Origin of the sequence: Moraxella sp. CTOTU47724 (assembly GCF_032014955.1) — a bacterium.
Lineage (GTDB): Bacteria > Pseudomonadota > Gammaproteobacteria > Pseudomonadales > Moraxellaceae > Faucicola > Faucicola tetraodonis.
This window is the reverse complement of record NZ_DALZSV010000035.1, coordinates 1-25,788: the sequence shown is the minus strand read 5'-3', so window position 1 is coordinate 25,788 and position 25,788 is coordinate 1. Positions and strand designations below refer to the sequence as shown.

Here is a 25,788-nt window from a genome sequence, read left to right as displayed (position 1 = left end):
ACGTTAACTTTCATATCTTTTAATTCAAATGGCGCGAAAAAAGTCGCAAAAGCAACATCCGCAGCATCCCTTCCATAACCTAAGATCACACGACCGCCTTTGGGCGATGATTGCGTTGCGTCAAATGTGTACCAACGGTCGCCAATAAAAACCTCATACCACGCATGTAAGTCCATTGGGTCAAGTTGATATAAGTAGCCAACTACCATGCGAGCGGGCATATCTAATGCCCGTGACAGACTAATACCCAAATGGGCAAAGTCACGACAAACGCCCTTTTTATGTTGCCACGTATCTAGTGCTGTGGTCTCTGCTGTACTACTCCCATATTGGTAAGTAAAGTTTTGGTGAATATAGGCGCAAATTGCCGCCGCTTTGTCATAACCTTCGGCAAAGTTTTGGGTTATCATTTGGGCTTCTTGAAGTAGAAATTCTGGTAGACAATAGCGACTGGGTAACAAATATACCATTGTATCTGAAGGCAGCTGCTCAATCGGTGTTTTTGGCATACCGGGTGCGACATCTATCCATTCACTGGTGTATAGTTCAACTGTTAGGCGAACTTGGTAATCCCCCATCGGAAATAAAACCCTGTCACATAAGTTACCAAAATTGTCGTTATAGCTTGTAACTGCTAGGGGTGGCGTGACTTGCCATTCTTCTTGAGTGATCTGCTGTGCTAAACCTGATTGCGGTCTTAGCAGAAACACTGCAGGGGTTGGCTGGGAAAAGTGATAATCGAGTTGGCAAGTGGCGCGTAATTTCATCATAGATTTTTCATCAAATAAGGTGACAACACTAACTAAAAATTGCAAGGTGGCGTGGTTGCTGCAAAAAATAGCAGAAGTCTTAGAATTTATGCCATTATCAGTAAAATGGCAATCAATATTTATAGATTTTATTTGCCCTTAAATTCGCATGATTCAAAGCTTGTTTATCAAGGGCTATCAATGCTCGCGGCAGTATAGATTGTGAAAATTCTAGGATTAATCTATGGTAGAATGAGGAAATTTTTTAAAACCCATTACCACCATGACATCACCTAGTTCAAATCAGCGCTCTGATAAATTTGCTAGCCATTTAGAAGGGTATGCCGCGCAGACCAAGGGAAAAACGGGTCTCAAACGCATCATTAATGCCGCAGGTTACTCAAAAGATGGTTTAGTTGCGGCATATCAAAATGAAGCGGCTTTTCGACAGGTTGCATGGCTCAATAGCATTTTATTAATTGCGCTGATTTTTTTACCTTTTATGATGCCGATTAAAATGATATTGGTGTTTTCATCGTTTTTTTCTCTGATCGTCGAGTTGTTTAATACCGGTATTGAAGCGTCGATTGACCATACATCGACAGAACGTCATCCGTTGGCAAAGATTGGTAAAGATGTAGGTTCTGCCGCGCAGCTATTAGCCTTGACGATGCTGTTTTTGTTATGGATGATGGCGCTATATACGACTTTTATTAATTTCTATTAATCAATGCTGGGCTAATTTTGCAATTAAGTAGAACCAATTTTCTATGAGCATCTATATCGGAACAGGGGGATACAGTGATACGGATTTTTTGGGAATCCTGTATCCTGCTGACACCAAAAAAACCGAATTTTTAACCGAGTATAGTCGTCATTATGCCACTGTTGAAATCAATAGTAGCTTTTATGCGCCTTTAGGTCGAAAAGCGTATGAAGGTATGCTCAAAAAATCCAATGGGCAGCTAAAATTTTCGATTAAGATTCACCAAGATTTTACCCACCGATTAACCGCCACTGCAGAGACCGCGCAAGCTTTTTTGCAGGCGATTGAACCTATTTTAGCGGCAGATTGTTTGGCTGCGTTATTGATTCAATTTCCGCATGGTTTTGATAGAACGGTGGCACATCGTCAGTATTTGGCAACCTTGACCAGTTGGTTTGATGGGTTGCCATTGGCGATAGAGTTTCGCCACCAAAGCTGGCATATCCCGCAAGTTTACGCCAGTTTTCAGCAGCAAAATTTGATTTGGTGTAGTGTGGACTATCCAAATATCCATGGTTTACCGCCCAGTCGGCTGTTATTTACTAGCCGCATCGGTTATTTACGCATGCATGGGCAAAACTTAGACTGGTGGGATGCCCATTCGGCGGCAGAGCGGCATGATTATCGATACAGGGATACAGAAATGCAAGCTTGGGCAAAGACCATTGCCAATCAACAAGCCAATTTTGATACCTTGTATATTTACTTTGAAAATACGGTAAAAGGTCACGCGGTGTATAATATTGAGATGCTCACACAAGCGCTCATGAACGAAGGTATGCCAGTCGTCAGTCCGTTGGTAGCGAATGATGAGTGAGTAAACAGCCGCTATCAACAAAATCATTCACTTGAAAATGTAATTTTTGCTATCATAAACAGTTTTACTTTTCATCATTTAAATTTCTAATTTGGAAGCATGGTTAAGCGGTATGACTGATTTTGCGATTGGACAACGTTATCTGTCGGATACAGAGAATGAATTGGGGCTGGGCGTCGTCGTGCTCGTTGATGAACGCTGCGTGCATATTTTGTTCCCGCAAAGTGAAGAAACGCGTGTGTATGCCAAGACATCGGCGCCTTTGTCGCGTGTGACTTTCAAAGCAGGGGATACCATACACGACCAAGATGGCGCATCGTATGTGGTCAGCGATTTTGAAGAGACCAATGGCGTCTATAAATACTCGGTTGAAGGTCATGACCGTGCGATTATGGAAACGCGCCTTGCGGCTAATATTAATTTGGCAAAACCACTTGAGCGCTTGCTTGCCAGTCGTATCCACCAAAATGATTGGTACGAACTGCGCCAAGAGCTACTGCGTACCCAAGCCTATTTGGCGTCTCATCCACTAAGAGGCTTGATGGGTGCACGTGTCGATATTATTGAGCATCAGCTGTATATCGCCCATGAAGTAGGTAAACGTATCGCGCCGCGCGTGCTGCTTGCCGATGAGGTAGGGCTTGGCAAGACGATTGAAGCGGGTCTCATTATTCACCAGCAACTCATCACCGGCAAATCTGAGCGTATTTTGATTTTGGTACCTGATAGTTTGCAGTACCAATGGATGATTGAAATGCGTCGTCGTTTTAATCTTGAATTTGCTATTTTTGATTTGGTCAGAACCGCAGCGATTGCAGAGCATGACCCTGAGCAAAATCCTTTTACGACTGAGCAGTTGATTATTGCCAGTATCGATTTGCTACTCGACCATGAAGATTTGCATGAAAAAGCCTTGGAAGCGGGGTTTGATTTGCTGGTTGTGGATGAAGCGCACCATCTGCATTGGGACAGTGAGCAAGGGGGCAATGACAAATACGATTTGGTTGAAGATTTGGCTGAACAAACCGCAGGTGTTTTGTTACTCACAGCAACCCCTGAGCAGTTAGGTTTAGAAAGCCATTTTGCGCGGTTACGATTGTTAGATCCCAATCGTTTTAATGATTTAGACGACTTTATCGATGCAGAAGAAAATTTTGCGCAAACCGCAGCAATTGCTGAGGTGTTATTGAGTGACCAATCGCTGTCAGATAACCAAAAATCAGCGTTAGCTCAGTTGTTAGGTCACGACATCAGTGATGACGAGCAAGGTCGTGCGCGCGCCATCAATGAATTGTTAGATCGTCATGGTACTGGTCGTGTGCTATTTCGCAACACCCGTGAGAGCGTGTCTGAGCTTATTTCTGGCTTCAAAGGTCGGCGCTCAATGGCGTATCCGCTGCCGCTACCGATAAGTTGGCAAGACAGTTATCACACCCAAGGTAAATTGCGCGAACAATTATGGCCAGAAGAGTTACAGCCCGATGGCAGTTGGCTGGAACAAGACCCGCGAGTGCCTTGGTTGGTTGATTTGCTTAAAAACACCTTAAAACATCAAAAGGTGCTACTGATTGCGCGCAGTGGGGCAACGGTTGAGAGTTTAGAGGCAGTATTACGATTGCATGCGGGCATTAAAACCGCGATTTTTACTGAGCAGATGACCCTACTGGAGCGCGACCAAGCGGCTGCGTATTTTGCCGATATTGAAGGCGCGCAAGTATTGTTGGCGTCTGAAATTGGCTCTGAGGGGCGTAATTTTCAGTTTGCCAGTGATTTGGTGTTGTTTGATTTGCCCGCCAATCCTGATACATTAGAGCAGCGGATTGGCCGCCTCGATCGGATTGGTCAGCAAAACGAGATTACCATTCATGTGCCTTTTGTCGAAGGCACGGCAACTGAACGTATGTACCGCTGGTATAACGAAGCGCTAAACATTTTTAACCAAATCTCACCCACGGCGCAAACCGTTCAAGAGCAGTTTATTGTGGATTTAAAACCGCTACTTGAAGGGCAAAAAGTCGAAGATGAGGGTCAAGAAATTACTTTAGATCAGTTGATTGAAGAAGGCAACGCCCAGCGCATCGCACTAGAAGCAGCCATGCAAGCAGGGCGTGACAGACTGCTTGAATACAATTCTTGTCGCCCGCGTGTGGCCAGTAAAATCGCTTACACCATGCGTGATTTTGATGATACCCACATGTTGCCACGTTTGTTTGAACGCTTTATGTCGTCCATCAATATGGAATATAGTGGACAGCGTGATGGCTCATTGATGCTGCATCCGAGCGATGAAGTGCAAGTGCAAGGACTGGCCGTACCTGAAGATGGTATGACCTTGACCTTTGAGCGTGACCAAGCGTTACTACGCGAAGACATGGAATTTATGACTTATGAGCATCCTTTGATGCAAAGTATCTTTGAAACGGTCAACGCAGGCACGTTCGGTAATACCACGGTTGCAACTTTACAAAGTAATGCCATGCCTGAAGGACTGGTCTTGGTCGAAGTTAATTTTCGTGTTGAAGCGATTGCGCCAAAGCTCCTTAATTTACCCGCATTTTTGCCAAAGCCGCTCATTCGGGTGTTTTTAAGCCAGCAAGGGACTGATTTTAGCGATAAAATTGCGCCTGATATGATTGTGTCGCATATTCATCGTTTGGATAAAACCCGTGCGCGTCAAGTCATCAAAGCGCGTAAAGACATTATCGAAGTGCGCTATGAGCAAGCAGTAGCATTGGCAAACCAGCAATTACCTGCGATAAGTGAGCAAGCCAAAGAGGTATTTAATCAGCGCTATGAGCGTGAAGTGGAGCGCCTGCAATATTTGCAATCCATCAATCCGAATGTACGAGACGCAGAAATCAATCAATTAAAACGTTTGCAAGAACAAGGCTTACATGCACTGGGTCATTTATCCTTAATTCCTGATAGTATCCGTGTGCTAGTCGCTGTCAAGCCCGCTTAATTTTTTTGAATTTAGGTTAATTTAGGTTAGGGGTCAGCTTATATTAGGCTGACCTTTGTTATATTTTTGCATTTTCCATTTTTTGGTTAAGACCAGTTACCAGGTCTAGTTATCAGGCTTAGTTAGCAAAGCTAGTTATTTACACCTCAGGATTCACCACACTCATACTAAATTTGAGTCCGATACTAAGTAGTACTATCGCCAGTGGCAACAGCACCATCGCAATGCGTTGGGTTTTATACCTGACAGGCGGCTCCTTACTAACTTTAGATAATAAAAAACATAGCATACCCGTGACCAATGTCAAAATCCCTAAGCCCAAACAAAGAAAACCTAAATAATTCATCTGTTTACCCATTACCCATACTGTTATGTTTGACGGGTGTAAATTAGATACCACCACGACCCATCGATATTTGTTGAAACACGATTGTTGCCTCAGACAACTTTGATTATAATCTAACAAGACTCATAGGACATGAGATTTATTTTTAGCCGCAATACAAGGATGGTGATATGAGTGGCTCGACGATACAGACTTTAGACATACAACATCTATACCAGTCCCCGTTTGATACACTAAGCGCTCAGCAGCGAACCTATCTGCAGCAGCACAGTAAAATCGTCTATTTGGACAACTTGCAGCCCATACCCACTGGATGGCAAGGGGATTTTTTTATTCTCCTTAAAGGCTTTGTTCATCAATTACAAGGTGATGCGTTGATTTCTACCTTAAATGCAGGCGATTGGTTTGATACCAAGGTCAGGCAAAACGGTGTGTTCAACTTTATCACCCAGCAGCAAAGTCTGATGTACCGTATCGATGGGCAAGTGCTAAGTGCAATCACCGAGCAAAATCCCAGCTTAAAAAACGCCTTGTTTGCCGATGTCGCTGCCCGTCTCAACCATCACCAAGCTCGCCTTGCCCAAAGTGAAAGTCAAAAACTGCTATATCAACCGATTGCCAATTTGGGGCAGCATATCAAACCGCCGCATTTTGTCGATGATACGGCAACGCTATACGATGCCACCATGGCGATGAACCAATTTGACATCAAGCATATTTTGGTTAAGTCACAAGCGCGAATGAGCGAAGCAGAGCGTGACAAACTCATCGCACAAGGCGTTGAAAAATCCACCATCGCAGCGTATGTCGAGCGCATCGGTATTTTTACCCAAACCGATGTGTGCCGAGCGATTGGGCACAAAGTTGATTTTGCCACCACGCCTGTGCTGGACTTTACTAATTTTAAAATCCATACCGTGCATCAATCGCAAGATGTGAGTGAAGCCTTGCTGACCATGTTACAAACTCGTACCCACCGTTTACCCATTATTGATAGTCAAGGTCAAATCATTGGGATTTTGGGGCAAACCGAATTACTGAGCTTTTTAACCAACCATTCCAATCTTATCGTCGCTCGTATTGAGCAAGCGCAGAGCCTAGAGGATGTTGCGGTGGCGGTGGAATTGATTGGTAAATTTATCCGTGAGCAGCACGCTAGCGGCATCAAAATCCATGTTATCAGCCGTATGGTGCAAAGCTTAAATTTACAAGTGTTCGCCAAGGTATGGCAGCTGATTGTGCCTGCTATCACCTTCTACAATACTTGTCTGTTTGTGATGGGCTCAGAAGGGCGTGGTGAACAAATCTTGCGTACTGACCAAGACAATGCGCTAATTATCCGCAATGGTTTTAAAGATGACAATCTGCCCAGCTATGCCGCGCAGTTCAATGAGGCATTGGCGAACATGGGTTATCCCTATTGTGATGGCAAGATTATGCTTAGCAACGAGCGTTGGCGAAAAACTTCAACCGCCTTTGAAAAACAAATCACGGCATGGTACGTGAGTGGCAGTAGTGAAGATATGATGTGGATTGCGACCTTAGTCGATGCGCATTTTGTTTGCGGCGATATTAAGCTCTTTGAGCAGCTGCAAAAACATTGGCAAGTCAGCGCGCAAAATGTGGCGACTAGCAACTTTATCAACCGTTTTGCCAAACCGATTCTACAATTTGGCGACAGCAGTGGTTGGTGGCAAAAATTTGTCGGTGCCAGTGAAACCGATATTGACCTAAAAAAAGCGGGGATATTCCCGATTGTCCATGGCGTGCGCGCCTTGTCACTGGAATATCATATCACTGACACCAACACCAGAAACCGGCTGCAGCAACTGGCACAGCAACAGGTACTAGGTGACACCATGGCGCAAAATCTGGCAGAAGCACTGGATTTTTTTATGGCAAAACGACTGGATGTGGCATTGATCACACAAGATAGAACAGCGCGAGCGGTAAATCCCAATCACTTATCAGCACTGGAAAAAGACTTGTTAAAAGAATGTTTGGCGATGGTCAAAGATTTTAAAACCTTTATTACCCATCATTATCGTCTAGATATTTTTTAACTAAATAGATATTTTTTAATTAAAGATATTTTTTAACGAAATAGATAGTGTTAATTGCCTAGAGAAAAACCATGTTTAATCGCATCAAAAATCTGTTAGGCTGTCAAAAACTTGAGCGACAAAAACAGCGGCTCAGCAAGCCGGAGTACGCTTATCTGTTTGATAACCCGCTATCTAAAGTCCCCAATGAGTGGGTGAGCCTAGATCTAGAAATGACCGGGCTTAATGCCAAACAAGATTATATTTTAAGTGTCGGTGCAGTACGGGTACGCAAAGAAAGTGACGGGTTTGTGATTGATACCGATAGCGCGCTGTCATTGGTATGCCGTCCGCCTGTGATGCCCACCGATGACACCATTGTGATTCACGGATTAAGACCGATAGATGTCGACAATGGCTTATCGTATGACGAGATGCTCACCCAATTATTGCCCATGCTTAAAAACCGTCCGATAATTGGGTTTTGTGTGGACATGGATATGGCGTTTTTAAATGCCATTGCCAAACCGTTTTTAGGGGTGGAACTGGCTAATAAACTTGTCGATGTCAGTCGCTTGTATCAACAAAATCAGCATCGACATGACCCCAGCCAAGTTGGGCAGTTACCACACCTCAATCAACTGCTAGAAGAATACCAAATCCCGCGATTACCTGCACATAATGCCCTCAATGATGCCATTATGACTGCCATGTTATTCACCCACTTGATGCAGTCATAGCGGGCTTATGAAGTCATAAAAGCTAACCGACATAAAAAAACTCTCATCATGAGAGTTTTTTATCTAAAAATGACTTTATTTTTTGCTAGCCGCGGCGTCTGCGCCTTTTGGTTTGATGCCTGCTTCTTGGGTTAATTGCATCAACATGGTACGGGCTTCTTCGGCAGATTTTTGCGCTTTTTCCATCGACTTAGCAATTTCTGGATTGGTCTCTGGGGTTGCCGTTGGTTTTTTGATTAAAGCCGCCGTACCGGCACGGCTATTGGTGATACTTTCAACCATTTTATCGCGGGTTTGTGCGACACGCGGGTCATTAAATTTTAGTTTGTTGAGCGTGGCTTTTTGCAAGTCTAACTGTGCCACCACTTCTTTAAAGAAAGCTTGTTGGTCAGCAGGCGTTTTGGCGTTTTGCATTTTTTTTGCCATTTCTGCTTGTTTGGCTTGGGTAGTGCGGTCAAGCTCATTTAAGGTTTTAAATAACTGAGTCAAATCCGCTTTTAGGGCAAGATTGGGTGTTGCAGCCGCGGCATTATTGGCGGCAACTGTAGGGGCGCTGCTAACGTTGGCGGTTTTTTCTGCAGTCGCTGGCGTGGTGACAGTAGTTGTGGTTGACGAAGCGGTGGTGGTAACAGCAGCAGCACTAGCAGGCGCGCTAGAGATGGCTTGGGATGCTGCCAAAGGTGCAGTAGTCGTAGAAGCTGACGTGGTGGTAGTCGTCGTTGCAGAAGCAGTGGTGGTTGCGGCTTTGTCATCTTTTTTTGAGCATGCAGATAACGCTAGCACGACACTCATAGCACCTATAGTCATGGCAGAGGTGGCGATAGATTTGTTTAACATAAATTTTTTTAACCTAAATAATTTTGACCCAACACCCCAAAGCAAGGGGTCAGCGTTCTCGATTGAAACCCAAAACGGCAATAGCAGTGACTGCAATGTAGTAATTAGGCGACAGTTTAGCAAATATCTGAAAATTGAAATGTAGAGAATTGCAACAGAAGGCTACGGCAGTTTGTCTAAATGCCTTAATTTTAGCCGATTTGCTATGAAATCAGGTGGATTTTTATGGCAAAAAGCGCTAAGGTGACAGCTTATTTTTGCCTAATTTATTTTTGCCTAATAAGATTCGATACCTAGTATAGATTCGTCACATTGTTGCTGTTGTTATGAAAAATTCTCGCCAATCCGTGGGTCTGCAAACCCGCGCCACTCAATTATTGTCTTTAAAAACAGGTTTGTTGCTAGGGATGGCTTGTCTGTCCTTGGTGGGTCATACGTCAGATACCACACAAGTGCAGCCGCCAATACTCACTGATTCGGTGACCAAGCAAAGCCATGCAGTCATGGGGCAGCGCGATCCAGTCAACAAGCTACCTGAAGCGATTCAAGCCAAACTTGCCCAAGCCAATATTCCGACCGATAGCATGAGTATGGTGGTACAACCGTTAACGGAAAATCCGCAAAGCGCAGCATCGACTGCACCCCAAACGCCTTTGTTTAGTTATAATGCTGATGTGCCACGTACCCCTGCATCTACGCAAAAACTGATTCCCACTTATGTGGCGCTCGATAGTTTGGGCAAAGACTTTGTTTGGCAAACCAAATTATATCAGCATGGTTTTGTGTGGAAAGGCACGCTTTATGGTGATGTGATTGTGCAAGGCAGTGGCGACCCAAAACTGGAAAACGAGCGCTTGTACCAACTGCTTGCCATGATCAAAGCACAGGGTATACAGCAGGTACAAGGCAATTTAATCATCGATAATCGCCAATTTGAAGGGGTGGATTTTGATGTTAATGCGTTTGATGGTAAAGGGTTACGCCCTTATAATGCCCAGCCCAATGCTTTATTGACCAATTTTGGTACGGTGGAAGTGGATTTGGTGCCAATAGCAAAACCTAACGCAATAGCAGCTATCAAACCTGCTAAGGCATCCGCTAGTGGTAGCAGTGCTACTACTTCGAACACATCTGACCTTTATAACGAAGCAGCGAATCTTGAGCAAATCCAAAGCAAACCCTCGATCAATCCCAAAGACGTAGCGGCATATCAAGTCAGCCTAAAGCCTGCGCTAGCAAACTTTTCTATGCCTACAACACTGCAAGCTAGTCAAGCGCCTTGTAATAACAACCAAGATGATTGGATTGGGACATTGACGTCTGCAGGATTGAGCTTTCACCAAACCGCGTCTGCCTTTTGTGGTGAGCAAAAGCGCTATCTGACGTTTCCTGATGGGGATGTGCTGGTCAAACAACAAATCATCGCCGATTGGCAAAAAATCTTGCCAAACTTTACAGGGAATATTGAATTTGCCAACCCTGCAGTGCCTTATATGCAGCAAGCCAAGGCGATACCGCAAGCGCTACCTTGGTATATTCGCTTATACCTAAAATACTTTGGCAAACCCTTAACCCCAAAATTGGTGGGCTATGTGGCCTCCAATCCATTGCACGAGCAAATCAAAGACATCAATCAGCACTCCAACAATGTGATGACAGAACAAATCGCCTTGTCGCTACCGCTGTATGCCGACAAGCAGCGTATCAGTACTTATCCAAAAACCTTTGCCTACATTCACCAGTGGTGGCAACAAAAGCTGCCCCAAGCACAGCCCCCTGTGATGACTAGAGCCTCAGGTTTATGCCGGGATTGCCGCGTGGCGCCCAATAGTATGTTAGCGCTGCTAACTCTGGCTTATCATTCACCCAATTTTACCGTATATCGTGATTCGTTGGGCGTGGCAGGCGAGTCGGGTACCATCAAAGCGCTCAAACTGCGCCAGCCAAATAACCCTGCCATTGGGCATGCTTGGATCAAAACAGGCACGCTCGATAATGTCACCAGTATGGCAGGCTATGTTCAAGGCAAATCGGGAAAATGGTATGCAGTGGTTGGGATGATTAATGCCGACAATGTCAAAAATAATAGCAATGCCAAAGCTGTGCTGGATGAAATGCTAGCGTGGACAGCGCTGCAGTGATTGGTTTGTGGTTGATTGGCTATTTATCGTGAACATTAAAATACCAATCAATCTGGCGGTCAAATCCCATTTCTAGTAGGCTTGCGGTGATGCGCCCAGTCAAGCCCCACACGGTCTCGCCATCAATGATAAAGCTGGGTGATACCATCACTTGGCGACCCAAATCATACGCATAATCGATAGTCGGCTGGCGAATAAGCGTGGCTAAATCCGCCCAAAATAGCCTTGCAATTTCGCACATCTCTGGCACAAGGTTAACGCTGGGTGGTATCACCCCCACAATCGGCTTGACAGGTCTACCGCTTTTGGCAAATTGTAGGGGTAATTCGCCCAACACAGTCACTTGACTGGGATGAATACCGGTTTCCTCATGCGTTTCTCGTAACGCGGTAGCTTGGTTGCTATCGTCTGTGTCTTCGCGTCTGCCACCTGCAAATGATACTTCGCCGGCATGTTCTCGCATATCCGAAGCGCGCAACGAGTACAAAACTTTTGGCTCAGCTTCATTGGTAATGGCGATGAGTACCGAATACGGCTGCGGCGTGGGGTCGAATGGCAGTTTAGCGATTCGCTCTGCCAGTTGGTTCAGTAAAGGACTTTGAAATCTTGTTGTGGACATATTTTTTAATTCATCAAAATTTAATGGGCAATTTCGCAATGTTTATACGGCGCTTTGAGTTGACCGAATTTATCTAAAACTAATTGTCTATTGTCGATATCACTATCAAGCGGTAAAGCTGGCATAGCTGAGACAGGTTTTTGCATATTAGGCTGGGTATGCAGCGCGTTACAACCTGCTAATAATCCCAAACTTAATACCCAGCTAAATACCTAAGCTAGATACTTAGCTAAACTTTCTCATAATCGGCTGCTCAAATCATTTTTATCATGTAAAAACCTGCAATCAATGCTACCATACTTAAAACGACTTTCACCTCACAAAACATAAAAATAATAGGAAAATACCATGCCTTACTGCCTGCAATGCGGTCATCTAGCCGAAACCAAAATCCCGCCGATGGACAGCCTGCCGCGCATTGTGTGCCCATCTTGTGGCTACATCCATTACGAAAATCCCAAAGTCATCAACGGCTGTTTACTCATCCATGAAGATAAAGTTTTACTCTGTCGCCGCGCGATTGAACCGCGGCATGGTTATTGGACGTTGCCCGCAGGCTTTATGGAGCTTGGCGAGACGATGAAAGATGGCGGCAATCGTGAGTGCTTTGAAGAAGCCGAAGCCATCGGCAGTGGATTAGAGCTATATTGTCTATACGATATACCCGATATCGGACAGATTCATATGATATTTATCGGCTCGCTCAAAGATGGCAAATTTGGCGTGGGCATCGAGAGCCTAGAATGTGCGTTGTTTGCCGAAGAAGACATTCCTTGGGAAGACTTGGCGTTCCAAAATGTCATTGAAACGCTGCAACATTATTTTGCTGACCGTAAAGCAGGGGCGACGCTCGGTAATTTCCCCATCCATCAGCAAGTGATTGCCAAATACGTGCATTTGGGCGATTAAGTGTCCATTTAAACAGTAAATTTTAAACGGCAAATTGTTAGCTAAAAAGATACGGGCGTAGCGTATATGCCCTAACTATCTAAGTTCTAAACAAAGGTTATAATCTTCAATCAATGACCGCATTTACCGCAGCCGCCGCAACTATTATTTTTGGCAGTTAAGCGCTTTTTGGCTTTGATTGCGACATATATTAGCGCCATCAATACCATCAACATCACGATAAAAGTTTGCATTTGCGCGTTCATAGTGACTCCTTCCAATCAATTAATTAACGAGTATATCTGTCACACGATAAGTAATAAAAGCTGCGATATAGGCCAATACAAATAAAAATGCCACAATCATTGCTGTATATTTGCCTGAATTGCTCTCTCGTTTGATGGTGGCAATCGTTGCCATACACATGGGTGCATAGATATACCACGCCAAAAACGCAAACGCCGTTGGGAGTCCCCAATGATTGCGGATAATCGGGATTAAGCCTTCACTCACCGCTGCTTCATCACCACTCACCGCATACACAGTACCCATCGCAGCGACCACCACTTCACGGGCAGCAATACCAGGAATCATGGCGATACAGGTTTGCCAATCAAACCCAATCGGCGCGAAAAGCGGATGAATCCAATGCCCAAGATGACCAGCAATACTATAATCAATCGCAGGACCTGTGGCGTTGGCAGGCGGTTTTGGGAAAGTCACCAATACCCATAACAATACGGACAACGAAAAAATAATCGTGCCTGCGCGTGTTAAGAACGCTTTAACTTTATCCCAAAGGCTAATCGCAATATGGCGCACATTGGGCAAGCGATAAGTCGGTAGCTCCATCATCAGCGCCGTCAAGCTCGTGCGACCTTGTACTTTAGCTATCCATTTAAGCCCCAAGGCGACCAAAGCTGCCGATACAATCCCAGCAAGATAGAGCGCAAACAAAGTCAGACCTTGCAGATTAAACAGCCCCAATACTTTGGTATCGGGAATCACGGCGGCGATAATTAACGCATAAATCGGCAAGCGTGCTGAACAGGTCAACATCGGTGCCAGTGCCATAGTGACAAGGCGCTCGCGGGCATTGGGAATGGTGCGAGTCGCCATGACCGAAGGTACAGCACAGGCAAAACTTGAAAGCAGCGGGATAAACGCCCGACCTGACAAGCCTGTTTTTGCCAATAAATTATCCAGCAAAAAAGCGGCACGTGGCAAATAACCCGAATCTTCTAACACCAAAATAAACAAAAACAGAATCGTAATTTGCGGCAAAAAAACAATCACCCCGCCGACACCCGCAAGCACGCCATCGACCAATAGACTTTGTAACAGTCCAGAACCTAGCTGAGCGGTAATCCAAGTCCCTAGCGTATTGACTAGGCTATCTAAGCCATCCATCAACGGGGCAGCCCATGAATACACCGCTTGGAACATCACAAACAGCACAATCAGCAAAATCACCATGCCCCAAAATGGGTGCAATAACAGACTGTCTAAACGCTCATGCCAATTGGGTAGGGCGCCTTTTTCGCGTACCGCATGGGCGATAATCGAGTCGGCTTCATGGTATAAGACAGTGGCATCTAAGTTATCAATGGTGTCAGCGACTTGGGTAAAATATTGCGCGTTACGCAGCGCGATAGCGGATTGGTTGGCTTGCTGCGCCACAAACTCACCGAGTAGTTGGTGCAATTTGGCAGTGCCGTCACGTTTGATGGCGATGGTTTTGACCACGGGCATACCCAAGACTTCGGCTAGTGCATCTTCATCAATCACCACCCCGCGTGAAGCCGCGACATCGGATAAATTGAGCGCGACCATCATGGGCAAGCCCAATTGTTTGAGCTCCAGTAGCATCCGCAAACTCAAACGCAAATTCGTCGCATCGGCGACCGCGATAATGCCATCAAGCGGTTTTTCACCCGCCTGTTGACCGAGCAATACCTCACGGGTGACTTGCTCATCAGGACTGGTGGTGCGCAAACTATAAGTCCCTGGTAAATCTAAGATAGTGACCGCTGGATCGCCCAACCACGTGGCAAATTTTTTGTCCACTGTGACGCCAGAGTAGTTGGCAATTTTTGCTTTTGCCCCCGTCAATGCATTAAAGGTAGCCGTTTTACCGCAGTTTGGTGCCCCGACCAATGCCAACGTGATTGCCATAATAACCCTCTAACTCAACCCTATCTATACCCTAAAAAAACAAAAAGCGTAGCCACTCATCTGCTACGCCTGCCATCTCTTAAACAGTGACAAAAATCGTTACACCCTACGGCACTTAATCTTAGCGAGCTCATCACGGCGTAAACTAAACTGCGCACCACCTGCTAATTGAATAGCAAAGGGGGGACGCCCAAACAAGCCTTTTGCCACGATTTTAATCGCCGTATTTGGCAAAAATCCCAAATCATGCAGGCGGCGGCTCACCAAATTGTCTTGTAAACCAAATGCAGGATTGGCAATGACTTCTTCCACATAAGCGATGGTATGTTTCGGCAGGTCTAACAAAGGCTGAGCCGCGGCTTTTGCGGGGATTGACTCTGGCACGGGTGCCATGTCATTAGAAAATGTCAATACGGTCATCTTGCTGCCTTTCGCGAACGGTTTAGCTTTAAAATAGAAAATAAAGCACTCAGTGAAAGCGAGTAAATACGAACTAAAGTATAAATGAGAGACATTATCTTTTAGTGATAATTATTATTATGCTAACGTCTTAAAAAATCAAGCGGCGATTCAATTTTTTTAATATAGCATTGAGTTTTTTTAAAAATTGCGCGTATTCACTTTGATACAACATAGATATTTAAGCAGCAATGTTGATGTTTAATCAAAGGTTCGTGAATGACAAAACCCTCAAAAAAGTCACGCATATATCATTTTGTCGCTATAAAATCTTGCTACAATACTTGAGTGATATATATTCTATACTAAATAAAAACCACTATACTTATGGATGATGAGATTATTATGTCAACTAGAAAAACCATCCCCACAGCTGCGCAACCATCCAAGCCATCACCTGATAATTTATCACCGTTCAAGGCGATAGAGCCACCAAACCCAAACCCCAATCAACCCACCCCACAAGGCACGCCACCACTCAAAGAATTGGTCAAACAATACGATAGCGTGTCGTTGCTGCTGCAAGGTGGCGGTGCGCTTGGTGCCTACCAAGCAGGGATTTATGAAGGGCTGCATAAACAAGGCATCAAAATCGACCGTATCTCAGGTATTTCAATTGGGGCGCTCAATACCGCCATCATCGCAGGTAACCGTCCAGAGAACCGCTTGGCAGCGCTGCAAGGGTTTTGGAACACCATCACCCATCGTAACTACACCCCTGCAGGGCTGAATGTCTACCGTCAAACGGCCAATGAGCTCGATAAACTCAGCAGGATTGATATGGTAAGCCATTTTATGCCTTGGATATTTGAAAATGGCTTTTTAAAGCAGCAGCTGCGGGTGATGGAATCTACCGCTGAGGCTTGGCAAACCATGATTGAAGGACAGCGTGGCTTTTTTAAACCGCGTTATTTTGTGCCGTATGACACCACCCCCAATCACTTAAGTTATTATACCACCGACAAGCTGCGCGAGACCCTTGAGCGTTATTGTGACTTAAAACTTGTCAATGACGTCAATCGGATGAAAGTATCGGTGTCTGCGGTCAATGTGCGTAACGGTAATTTTGCTATTTTTAGCAATGAAAATGAAGAACTGCGCTACGATCACTTCATCGCATCGGGCGCACTGCCGCCAGGTTTTCCAGCGGTTGAGATTGATGGGGAGTATTATTGGGATGGCGGACTGGTGTCCAACACACCACTCAATGAAATCTTAAGCCATGAAGAGCACCTCAAGCAATTGATTTTCCAAGTGGATTTGTGGAATGCCAAGGGCACGGTGCCAGAGAATATGATGGAGATTGACGAGCGCATCAAAGACATCCAATATTCCAGCAAAACCCGCATGGTTACTGACTTTATGGCGCAAAAATTGCGTTATACGCGCCTTATCAAAGAGTTACTCGAAATCATCGATGACGATGCTAAAGTTGATAAAGTTGAAGAACTGTGCGTCAATAAAGCCCGCGAAATGACAGAAGTCGGTGTCAAAAACGTGATTCATCTGATTTATCACAAAAAGACTTACGAGCGCGGCTATAAAGACTATGAGTTTAGCGGCTCGACCATGCAAGAGCACTGGGAAAGTGGCTTACAAGATATTGAGAACACTTTTCGCCACCCAGATTGGTTTATGCTACCTGAGACCGATGATATCTTTGTCAGCCATGATATCCACCAAAAACGCAAACGCTTGGCACAGGTCAGTACCCTGCTAAAAAATCTTGAAGACTAGCCGTCGTTGCACGCTGAATCTTTACAAGCTAAAGGCTTACAAAAAGTCAAAAAAAGTGATGGTAGCTAGCCATCACTTTTTTATGGAAAATTACACCAAATTTGATAAGTCTAAGCGCAGCAATCGGTCAATCGCCTCGCTGCTTTGTGCGATATCTGCAACCAATGCCATGCGCACATGGTTTTTGCCAGCGTTACCGCTGTTGTTTTGGTATGGGGGCGTATCACGAGATAGGTAACGCCCTGCGAGCGCATGGATATTTAGCTGTTCATAAATCACTTTGACAAACTGCTCATCATCTTGTACCGGCAACCAAAAATAAAAACCGGCATCAGGGCGGCGTAGCGGTAATTTGTCTGACAGCTTGTCCATCCACAAATCAAACTTTTGGCGATATAGTTTGCGGTTTTCTGCCACATGGACTTCATCTTGCCACGCGGTAATCGAAGCGAGCTGATGATGAATCGGCATCGCGCAGCCTTGATAAGTGCGGTACTGGGCATACGGCGCTAGTAGCTTGGCATCACCTGCCACAAATCCTGAGCGCATGCCAGGTAGATTGGAGCGTTTTGACAGCGAATGAAACACCACGCAATTGGCAAAATCATCGCGTCCGAGTTTGGCGCAGACGTCAAGTAGTCCAATCGGCGGCACCTCAAAATATAGCTCACTGTAGCACTCATCACTGGCTAGGATAAAGCCGTATTTATCCGATAGCTCAACCAGACGTTGCCACTGCGCCATATCCATCACTGAGCCAGTTGGGTTGTTTGGACTACACACAAAGACCAGTTGGGTCTTCTCCCAAACCTCGCTTGGCACGCTGTCATAGTCCCCGACAAAATTATTGTCTGCGGTACAATTGACAAAATACGGCTGTCCACCAGCGAGCAGCGTCGCCCCTTCATAAATCTGATAAAACGGATTTGGCATCACCACGTAAGGTCGTTTGCTATCCTCACGGTCAAACGCCGCCTGCACAAAGCTAAATAGCGCCTCACGTGTACCCATCACCGGTAGCACTTGGGTGTCGGCATTTAATTGTTTGACCTGAAAACGGCGCTGTACCCAATCGGCAATCGCTTGGCGCAGCTCGGGCAAACCGTTGGTGGTGGGGTAGTTTTGGATTTTAGCCAAATTGTCTTTGATGACGTCTAACACAAACTGTGGCGGTGTGTGCTGCGGTTCACCGATACCCAGTTTAATCGGGGTATAGTTTGGGTTTGGGGTGATGCCTTGTAGCAAGGTTGCCATCTTGGCAAACGGATAAGGATGCAAAAGCTGTAATTGCGGATTCATAAGGGGTTGGCTGTCCATATATGCGAGAGAGCTAATTTTAAAAATACTCTGATTTTAAAAGTACTGGGATGTTAAAAATACTGTGAAAAATTAGATTACTTTACCCCGAATCGCTGAGTTTGCCAAGATTGAACCAAAAGTTTGCTAAAAGTTGATAGCCAATTAACGTTTTGAACCATGAGCTTGGGCACTATTTCGCTCAAAGTTTCGCTCAAAAAAATGGGTAAAGGTGAGTATCAAGGTAAAAAGGGTCGGGAAAAAGCAGGTGTTCACTATATCATGCACACTGCCTTGCCAGTACCAGTGCTTGTCGATTATAAGCTGGTCATGTCTGTCTAGCACTTCACCCATGCTGGCAGCAGCAATCACCGCAAATAAGGCGATAAGCCAGCGATAGCGGTGATTTTTAAAAAGTAGACTTGTGACAAGAAATACGCCAATACCGACATAAATATGTAGGGCATCTCGCTCTAAGCCTGTGAAGCTAACGATATGAGTTTTGATGTCTTGAAATACGGAGTCGTACATAGAAAGTTTGATTTTGATTGAAAAGTTGGCAGAGCATAGCGATTTTCTGCCAACGGTTAAAGGCGGTTTTTGTGTTGATTTATCACGGGATTATTATTATTTAAAAAAATAACCTATATGATAAACTTGAATAATTTGTGCTTTAACTGATAGTAATTTAAAAATAGGTTGGATTGTAGTTTTTAAGTTAACACTCTTAGTTTTGGACGAATTTTATTGCTGGTTAATTTGAAAGTAATTTCATCGAAAATTTGAAATCCGAAATCTAATGGTTGATGAAAATTACGTCCTTCTTTCTTAAGTAAAATATCAATAATTTTATTAAGTAAAATTGGTTCATCACGCTCAATAGACTCAGGTTCAGAATTATAATAGCCATTTTTACTAAACTCGATAGTATTAGCGCGATATTTCCATTCACTTAATAAACCTAATTTATGTAGATTATAATTTAGTGCAACCAATGAAACTTTCCAATAATGTTTATAATGAATCATATTTTGCAACGATAAATTATTTGGTGCATTGCTAATGAATAAATCTTTAGGCATAAGAAAACTAGCTGCAAATCTATCAGCTTGATTTTCTTTTTCTTTCATATTTTGAAGAACATTAACATCATCACTATGTAGAATTATATGACCTAATTCATGAGCAGCATCAAATCGTTGTCTTTCAGGTGATTTAAATGTGTTTAAAAAAATAATGGGTCTGCCATCATGATAAAATGAAAAGGCATCTACTTCTTTGACTTCTAAAGGAAGTCTAAAATCTGCTATACCATGCGACTCTAAAACACCTATCATGTTCTTAATAGGTAACATTCCCAGCTTCCACTCAGCTCTCAATGTAAGTGCGGTTTTCTCTGGGTCATCAATCAAGTTATCAATATCAACATTAATACCTTTGAATTTAGGTAAATTAGAAATTTTATTATCGAAAAATTCTAATGTTTGTATAGCAAACTCGCTATATGCACGGGCGGAATTACGATATTGAGCTTTAATACGATTAAATGAACGGTAAAAAATCTGTTCATCACTAACTCTTGTATCGAAATTAGATTGAAAGAAACTAAAAGGCAAACCTAATTTTTCACTGAGTAAGACAATTCTTTCAAAGTCAGGTACAAAGGGTTTATTTTCATTTAAATAATTTGAAACTGTTACTTCTGTACATGAAAGAATATTAGATAAATCTTTGTTTGATAAACCTCTAAGGTCTTTTGCAACTTTTAAACGATATTTACTAAAACTTAAATTTGCTGAATTATTCATCACTACCTGTAACTTTATATCCAATATCAAATGAATCTTCATTAATCGATTCATCTGCAAATTCACTAATATATGAAGTTGGTTCACCATCTTGAGTAAATATTAAACGGGACTCATGATTGATAGGGAAAATCTTATCTTCGTTTACCACATATACAGAAGTGGGTTTAGCAACTTCAAATATAAGTTCTGGGCTATCAGATTGATAAATAGCATGTCCTCTTGAGGGATAATATAGAAACCAAGTTTCAATTTCACAGTCAGGCTGATTTAATTTAATTTTTGTTTCGGTTTCACTACCTTTCGGGCAATTTGAAGAAATAGGAGCATCTATGTTTCCTATTGATTTATTTGCTGACATTACTACTAATTGAATTTTGTATTTTTCATTTATAAGAGTAGGTTGACCATTTAAACGTTCATGTTTATAACCCAAAAGTAATAATTGTTGAGCAATCGATTCATTAATATCACCCCAACGAGATATGCCACTTGCAGGATTTAAATTTGATTTATAATCAAAATTATTGTCTGCTGATTTTATAGCATCAAAAACTAACTGTGGCTCGAAACCAAACCGCTCATTTAATATTTCAACGGCTTGAGATTTAGTTATAATTTTTGTATCGTGATTTATCTCATCAATTTCAGGAAATAGTTCATACTGAGAAATTTGGAACATACTTAACTACCCTTTGGATTTTTATAAATTATAACATCAATTGATGTATGAAAAAATAAAAATTATGAAATAATTCTATTGATCCCACTCACCTTTTGAAACCCTTTTGGCAGGAGTGCACCGCGTCGACCGCGTGTACCCATAAAATTGGCAATATCCATCGGTTTAAGCGTCAATGTGCGTTTACCACTATTTAGTACCAGACTATCACTTTCGGTCAAGGTGGTGATGGCGACCACGCTGTCACCGTCTTTTAAATCAATCAGCTTATTGCCTTTGCCTTTTTTCATCATCGGTAACTCAGTCAATGGGTATACCAGCAAATGCCCTGCCGAGCTGACCACGCCAACCAGCGTATCTTGCTCACCAATTTGGTGGGTTATTAAACTACAGGCGTCATCAAAATTAATCACATTTTTGCCGGCTTTTTGGTTGGTATCAAGATCAGCAAAGGTGTTGATAAAGCCATAGCCTTGCGAGCTTGCCATGATGAGCTTACTGTCATCTTGTCCCATTAGCACATTAACAAAACTTGCTCCGCCCGTGGGTTTTAGCAGACTTGTGAGCGGCTCGCCTTGCCCCCGCGCAGAGGGTAAGGTATGGGCATCGAGGCGATAGCTGCGACCGGTGTTATCCATGAGATAGACTTTTTCATTGGACTTGCCTTGCGCATGGGCAAGGTAGGCATCGCCCGAACGGTAATTCATATTGGCGGCATCGACATCGTGCCCTTTGGCGGAGCGAATCCAGCCTGATTTTGACACGATGACTGTCACAGGCTCGCTTGGGGCTAGGTCAGTTTCTTTAAGCGCGGTGGCTTCCGTACGTTCTACAATCGGCGATTGGCGTTTGTCGCCATGCTCTTTCATATCGGCAGTGAGCTCTTCAATCATTAAGCCAGTCAATTTGTCTGGGTTGTTCAAGTATGCTTCGATTTGGGCTTTTTCTGCTTCTAGGTCACTTTGTTCACGTTTGAGCTCAATTTCTTCAAGGCGTGCCAATTGACGCAGACGAATATCTAAAATCGCATTGGCTTGGCTTTCGGTCAAATCATAGCGCGTCATCAATTCTGCTTTTGGGTCTTCTTCCTCACGGATGATACGGATGACTTCATCAATATGAAGATAGGCAATCAGCAAACCTGCCAAGATATGTAGGCGCTGCTCGATTTTATCCAAGCGGTATTGCAAACGGCGCGTGACGGTATCTCGGCGCACAGAGAGCCATTCGGTGAGAATGGTAAGCAGTGATTTGACTTGGGGTTTGCCATTGGTGCCAATCATGTTGAGATTAACGCGGTAATTACTCTCAAGGTCGGTACTGGCAAACAAATGGCTCATCATCGGCTCGATATCAACACGGTTAGAGCGCAGCTCAAGCACGATACGGCAAGCGTTTTGGTGGTCGGATTCGTCATGGATGTCAGTTACCCAAGGCAGTTTTTTGGCATTGATTAAATTGGCAATTTGCTCAATGATTTTATTACCGGAGATTTGATAGGGTAGCGCATCGATGATGACTAAGTTTTTTTCTTTGTCATCGACATGATAAGTAGCACGCATTTTGTAGCTACCACGACCCGTTTTATATAGCTGTAGCAAATCCTCAGGCGAGGTGATGATTTCTGCTTTGGTCGGCAAATCGGGTGCAGGGATGTACTTTGCCAGCTCTTTTTCTGTCATTGTGGGTTTTTTAAGTAGCGCAATGCAGCCTTTGACCACTTCAGATAAGTTATGTGGCGGGATATCGGTTGCCATACCGACCGCAATGCCCGTTGTGCCGTTGAGCACGATGTTCGGCAGACGGGCAGGCAAGGTGACGGGTTCTTGCAAGGTGCCGTCAAAGTTGTCTTGCCAATCGACAGTGCCTTGACCGAGCTCGTTTAGCAAGGTATTGGCATAAGCCGATAGTTTGGCTTCGGTGTAGCGCATCGCAGCGAAGGATTTTGGGTCGTCGGGCGAGCCGAAATTGCCTTGACCGCTAATGAGTGGATAACGGTAGCTAAACGGTTGGCTCATCAACACCATGGCTTCATAACAGGCGGAGTCGCCATGCGGATGGTATTTACCAATGACGTCACCGATAGTGCGCGCTGATTTTTTGGGTTTGGCAGTATTTTTGAGCCCAAGCTCGCTCATCGCATACACGATACGGCGCTGCACAGGTTTTAACCCGTCGGCAACGTGTGGCAATGCCCGGTCCATGATGACGTACATCGCGTAGTTCAGATACGCGTTTTCGGTAAATTCAGCGACTGAGCGAGTGGGGTTATTCAAATCGTTTGGTTTGGTGATTTTTGCTACAAGGGTATCAGACATAATGGTTACTTAATCAATGACAAAAAATAAAAGAAAGTGCAAAAGAAAGAAAGCTCAAAAAAGAGATAAGAAGTATGAGGAAATATCATAAAGCTTGAGAGTAGAAAAACAAGTATTAATCCATGACATGGCAAATTTGCCCAGTTTTACACGTCAAACTGTGTCGCAACACCTACCTGTCTAAAGATAACTGGACACTATAGCCGCTTTAACGGTCAAATAATGGATAACTATTTCGACGCGAAATCATTTTTATCATCCCATAAGTACAGAGAATAGGCTTGAGAATTGAGTAAATATTTAGTATGTTAATAGTACATTTGGCCGCGATTTTTAATATAATTTTTAGTAGTGGGATGGACCTTTTTATAAAAATTCTTTTAATTATCAATATGCTATTCGCTGATAGACCGCATACCTAAGGAAAACATTTCTCATGAATGAATCAACCACCTCAGCTCAAACCCCTGACAATAATGCACAAGACATTGCGCCCATCGATACTCCCATCGATAATATGGAAGCGCAGCCACATGCGCCAAAGCTTACCGATCATCATGAGAAACCTTGGTTAAAGACTTACGAGCATTACGGCATGAACTATAACATGCAAATGCCCGGTGACGAAGTTAACCTAATGAATGTTTTTGAAAAGAATTTCGAACAATTCAATGGTAGTGATGCCTTTGTGTGCATGGGTAGTAGCATGACCTATCGTCAGCTAGACACTTATAGCCGCCAAATCGCGGCGTATTTGCAGGGATTGGGTCTACAAAAAGGCGATACCGTCGCGGTCATGATGCCAAATATCTTGCAATACCCAGTGTGTATGATTGGTATCATCCGCGCAGGTTTTATCTTAGTCAATGTCAATCCCTTATACACCACTCATGAATTAGCCCATCAGTTAGAAGACTCGCAAGCCAAAGCGTTATTTATCGTTGAAAACTTTGCCAAAACCTATCAAGATATCGGCAAAAAAATGGTTGATCACGTTATCGTCTGTTCAATCGGTGATTTGATGGGTACGTTCAAAGGTATGCTAGTCAATACCGTGGTCAAGTATGTCAAAAAAGCCATTCCAGCTTGGCAAATTGACGGGCATGTGACATTTAAGAGTGTAATCAAGCAAGCGTCTGCCAGTCGCTATCAGCGCCCAGAGGGTATCAAAGGCAGTGATGTTGCGGTACTACAGTACACGGGCGGCACCACAGGGGTTGCCAAAGGTGCGATGCTTACCCACAGCAACTTGGTATCCAATATGCTACAGTGCCAAGAGTTCGCCAGACAAGTATTCCCCAATCAAATGGTAGGTGAGTACGCCGTCATTGCCTTACCGCTTTACCATATTTTCTCATTTACCGCCTGTGCGTTACTAGGTATGAACATGGGCTTTACCGGTGTATTGATTCCAAACCCCCGCGACTTGGACAGTTTTGTCAAAGAACTAGCAAAATATAAGCCAGTATTTTTCCCAGCGGTGAACACATTATTTAATGGTTTGGCGCACCATACTGGTTTTCGGGCATTAGACCATAGCAAATTGCGTTTGTCGCTTGGCGGTGGTATGTCGGTATTGCCTTCAACCGCCGAAGAGTGGAAACGTATTACAGGTACCAATATTTTAGAAGGCTACGGCTTGTCCGAAACTTCACCCGTTGTCACCCTAAACCCCTTGACGCAAGAGAAATTTAGCGCCAAAATCGGTATCCCGCTGCCCAACACCGACATCAAGCTGCTCGATGACAACGGCAATGAAGTCGCAGCAGGTGAGCGTGGTGAGATTGCAGTTAAAGGTCCACAAGTGATGAAAGGCTACTGGCAGCGTCCTGAAGCCACTGCCGAAGTAATGACAGCAGATGGTTATTTCAAAACCGGTGACATCGCTGTCGTTGATGAGCAAGGCTATTTCAAAATCGTTGACCGTAAAAAAGACATGATTTTGGTATCAGGATTTAATGTCTATCCAAGCGAAGTTGAAGAAGTGCTAGCGGCACATCCTAAAGTGTTGGAAGTTGGGGTGATTGGGGTATCGAGCGAAAAAAGCGGTGAAGTGCCAAAAGCGTTTGTGGTACGTAAAGACCCAAGCCTCACCGAGCAAGAGTTGCTGCAATACGCGCGAAGCGAGTTGACGGGTTATAAACGTCCGCGTAAAGTTGAATTTGTGGATGAATTGCCAAAATCAAATGTTGGCAAAATCCTGCGCAAAGAACTGCGTAAACTTGAAGAAAAAAAGTAAGTTAACGTTTGTTGCCAAAACCCAGCTTTTCTATATCAGATTAGTTGGGTTTTTTATTGCAGCGCACCCGCCTAACCTTATAAAATTGGGAATACCAATCGGCTGTTACGGGTAATACTGAGTTTATGGATGACGCTATTTCACCAATCAATGAGCGCCCGATGCAT

General features: G+C 44.0%; 22 protein-coding genes. 9 read left to right on the top strand and 13 right to left on the bottom strand.

Annotation, left to right across the window (positions count from 1 at the left end; all coding sequences use genetic code 11):
• On the bottom strand, window positions 1-770 hold a 770-nt coding region (locus RTR63_RS08090), incomplete at its 3' end, for a transglutaminase-like domain-containing protein (RefSeq protein ID WP_312523640.1).
• 262 nt (window positions 771-1,032) lie between these two features.
• On the opposite strand from RTR63_RS08090, the gene RTR63_RS08085 reads away from it, so the two are divergent.
• The 3 genes from RTR63_RS08085 (at window position 1,033) to rapA (ending at window position 5,294) form a co-directional block, all read left to right on the top strand.
• Window positions 1,033-1,476 (top strand): diacylglycerol kinase, encoded by a 444-nt coding sequence (locus RTR63_RS08085; RefSeq protein ID WP_257619734.1) that lies wholly within the window; start codon window positions 1,033-1,035, stop codon window positions 1,474-1,476.
• Window positions 1,477-1,519: 43 nt separating this feature from the next.
• Window positions 1,520-2,332: a DUF72 domain-containing protein gene (locus RTR63_RS08080; RefSeq protein ID WP_219332154.1), complete on the top strand. Its 813-nt coding sequence runs from the start codon at window positions 1,520-1,522 to the stop codon at window positions 2,330-2,332.
• Between the two features lie 112 nt (window positions 2,333-2,444).
• A complete protein-coding gene (gene rapA, locus RTR63_RS08075) occupies window positions 2,445-5,294 on the top strand; it encodes an RNA polymerase-associated protein RapA (protein WP_312523639.1) in 2,850 nt (949 codons plus the stop codon).
• Between the two features lie 139 nt (window positions 5,295-5,433).
• On the opposite strand, the gene RTR63_RS08070 is transcribed toward rapA, so the two are convergent.
• Window positions 5,434-5,640 (bottom strand): hypothetical protein, encoded by a 207-nt coding sequence (locus RTR63_RS08070; protein ID WP_312523638.1) that lies wholly within the window; start codon window positions 5,638-5,640, stop codon window positions 5,434-5,436.
• Between the two features lie 170 nt (window positions 5,641-5,810).
• On the opposite strand from RTR63_RS08070, the gene RTR63_RS08065 reads away from it, so the two are divergent.
• The gene (locus RTR63_RS08065; RefSeq protein WP_312523636.1) at window positions 5,811-7,703 is read left to right on the top strand and encodes a DUF294 nucleotidyltransferase-like domain-containing protein; all 1,893 of its coding nucleotides are present in this window, start codon (window positions 5,811-5,813) and stop codon (window positions 7,701-7,703) included.
• 71 nt (window positions 7,704-7,774) lie between these two features.
• Entirely contained in the window at window positions 7,775-8,422 is a 648-nt protein-coding gene (locus RTR63_RS08060; RefSeq protein ID WP_312523634.1) for a 3'-5' exonuclease, read from the top strand.
• A 75-nt stretch (window positions 8,423-8,497) separates the two neighbouring features.
• Here the strand turns inward: RTR63_RS08060 and RTR63_RS08055 are convergent, their stop codons facing one another.
• A complete protein-coding gene (locus RTR63_RS08055) occupies window positions 8,498-9,259 on the bottom strand; it encodes a hypothetical protein (protein ID WP_203172387.1) in 762 nt (253 codons plus the stop codon).
• A 326-nt stretch (window positions 9,260-9,585) separates the two neighbouring features.
• Between RTR63_RS08055 and RTR63_RS08050 the strand changes: the two genes are divergently transcribed.
• Window positions 9,586-11,400, top strand: a complete 1,815-nt coding sequence (locus tag RTR63_RS08050; protein WP_203172386.1) for a D-alanyl-D-alanine carboxypeptidase/D-alanyl-D-alanine-endopeptidase — start codon at window positions 9,586-9,588, stop codon at window positions 11,398-11,400.
• 19 nt (window positions 11,401-11,419) lie between these two features.
• Here RTR63_RS08050 and RTR63_RS08045 read toward each other — a convergent pair whose 3' ends face one another.
• Window positions 11,420-12,019, bottom strand: coding sequence for an NUDIX hydrolase (locus RTR63_RS08045; protein ID WP_062332248.1), 600 nt, complete (start codon window positions 12,017-12,019; stop codon window positions 11,420-11,422).
• A 20-nt stretch (window positions 12,020-12,039) separates the two neighbouring features.
• Window positions 12,040-12,210 (bottom strand): hypothetical protein, encoded by a 171-nt coding sequence (locus tag RTR63_RS08040; protein ID WP_203172385.1) that lies wholly within the window; start codon window positions 12,208-12,210, stop codon window positions 12,040-12,042.
• Window positions 12,211-12,367: 157 nt separating this feature from the next.
• Here RTR63_RS08040 and RTR63_RS08035 point away from each other — a divergent pair, with 157 nt between their 5' ends.
• Window positions 12,368-12,928, top strand: a complete 561-nt coding sequence (locus RTR63_RS08035) for an NUDIX hydrolase (protein ID WP_101964225.1) — start codon at window positions 12,368-12,370, stop codon at window positions 12,926-12,928.
• Between the two features lie 110 nt (window positions 12,929-13,038).
• Here the strand turns inward: RTR63_RS08035 and RTR63_RS08030 are convergent, their stop codons facing one another.
• From RTR63_RS08030 to RTR63_RS08020, 3 genes are all read right to left on the bottom strand, one after another.
• Window positions 13,039-13,173: a FeoB-associated Cys-rich membrane protein gene (locus RTR63_RS08030; protein ID WP_219332161.1), complete on the bottom strand. Its 135-nt coding sequence runs from the start codon at window positions 13,171-13,173 to the stop codon at window positions 13,039-13,041.
• 19 nt (window positions 13,174-13,192) lie between these two features.
• Complete coding sequence (feoB, locus tag RTR63_RS08025) at window positions 13,193-15,082, bottom strand: ferrous iron transporter B (RefSeq protein WP_219332162.1); 1,890 nt, start codon at window positions 15,080-15,082, stop codon at window positions 13,193-13,195.
• A gap of 99 nt (window positions 15,083-15,181) precedes the next feature.
• Complete coding sequence (locus tag RTR63_RS08020; RefSeq protein WP_219332163.1) at window positions 15,182-15,502, bottom strand: FeoA family protein; 321 nt, start codon at window positions 15,500-15,502, stop codon at window positions 15,182-15,184.
• Window positions 15,503-15,886: 384 nt separating this feature from the next.
• On the opposite strand from RTR63_RS08020, the gene RTR63_RS08015 reads away from it, so the two are divergent.
• The gene (locus RTR63_RS08015) at window positions 15,887-17,278 is read left to right on the top strand and encodes a patatin-like phospholipase family protein (protein WP_219332164.1); all 1,392 of its coding nucleotides are present in this window, start codon (window positions 15,887-15,889) and stop codon (window positions 17,276-17,278) included.
• A gap of 90 nt (window positions 17,279-17,368) precedes the next feature.
• Here the strand turns inward: RTR63_RS08015 and dapC are convergent, their stop codons facing one another.
• From dapC to parC, 5 genes are all read right to left on the bottom strand, one after another.
• Window positions 17,369-18,577 (bottom strand): succinyldiaminopimelate transaminase, encoded by a 1,209-nt coding sequence (gene dapC / locus RTR63_RS08010; RefSeq protein WP_219332165.1) that lies wholly within the window; start codon window positions 18,575-18,577, stop codon window positions 17,369-17,371.
• 162 nt (window positions 18,578-18,739) lie between these two features.
• Entirely contained in the window at window positions 18,740-19,105 is a 366-nt protein-coding gene (locus tag RTR63_RS08005) for a hypothetical protein (protein WP_219332166.1), read from the bottom strand.
• 182 nt (window positions 19,106-19,287) lie between these two features.
• Window positions 19,288-20,382, bottom strand: a complete 1,095-nt coding sequence (locus tag RTR63_RS08000) for an XRE family transcriptional regulator (protein ID WP_312523628.1) — start codon at window positions 20,380-20,382, stop codon at window positions 19,288-19,290.
• The gene (locus RTR63_RS07995; RefSeq protein WP_219332168.1) at window positions 20,375-21,064 is read right to left on the bottom strand and encodes a hypothetical protein; all 690 of its coding nucleotides are present in this window, start codon (window positions 21,062-21,064) and stop codon (window positions 20,375-20,377) included. Before RTR63_RS07995 ends, RTR63_RS08000 begins: the two co-directional genes overlap by 8 nt.
• A gap of 62 nt (window positions 21,065-21,126) precedes the next feature.
• Window positions 21,127-23,382: a DNA topoisomerase IV subunit A gene (parC, locus tag RTR63_RS07990; protein WP_312523626.1), complete on the bottom strand. Its 2,256-nt coding sequence runs from the start codon at window positions 23,380-23,382 to the stop codon at window positions 21,127-21,129.
• A 517-nt stretch (window positions 23,383-23,899) separates the two neighbouring features.
• Between parC and RTR63_RS07985 the strand changes: the two genes are divergently transcribed.
• Window positions 23,900-25,621, top strand: coding sequence for an AMP-binding protein (locus RTR63_RS07985; protein ID WP_312523641.1), 1,722 nt, complete (start codon window positions 23,900-23,902; stop codon window positions 25,619-25,621).
• Window positions 25,622-25,788 lie beyond the last annotated feature (167 nt).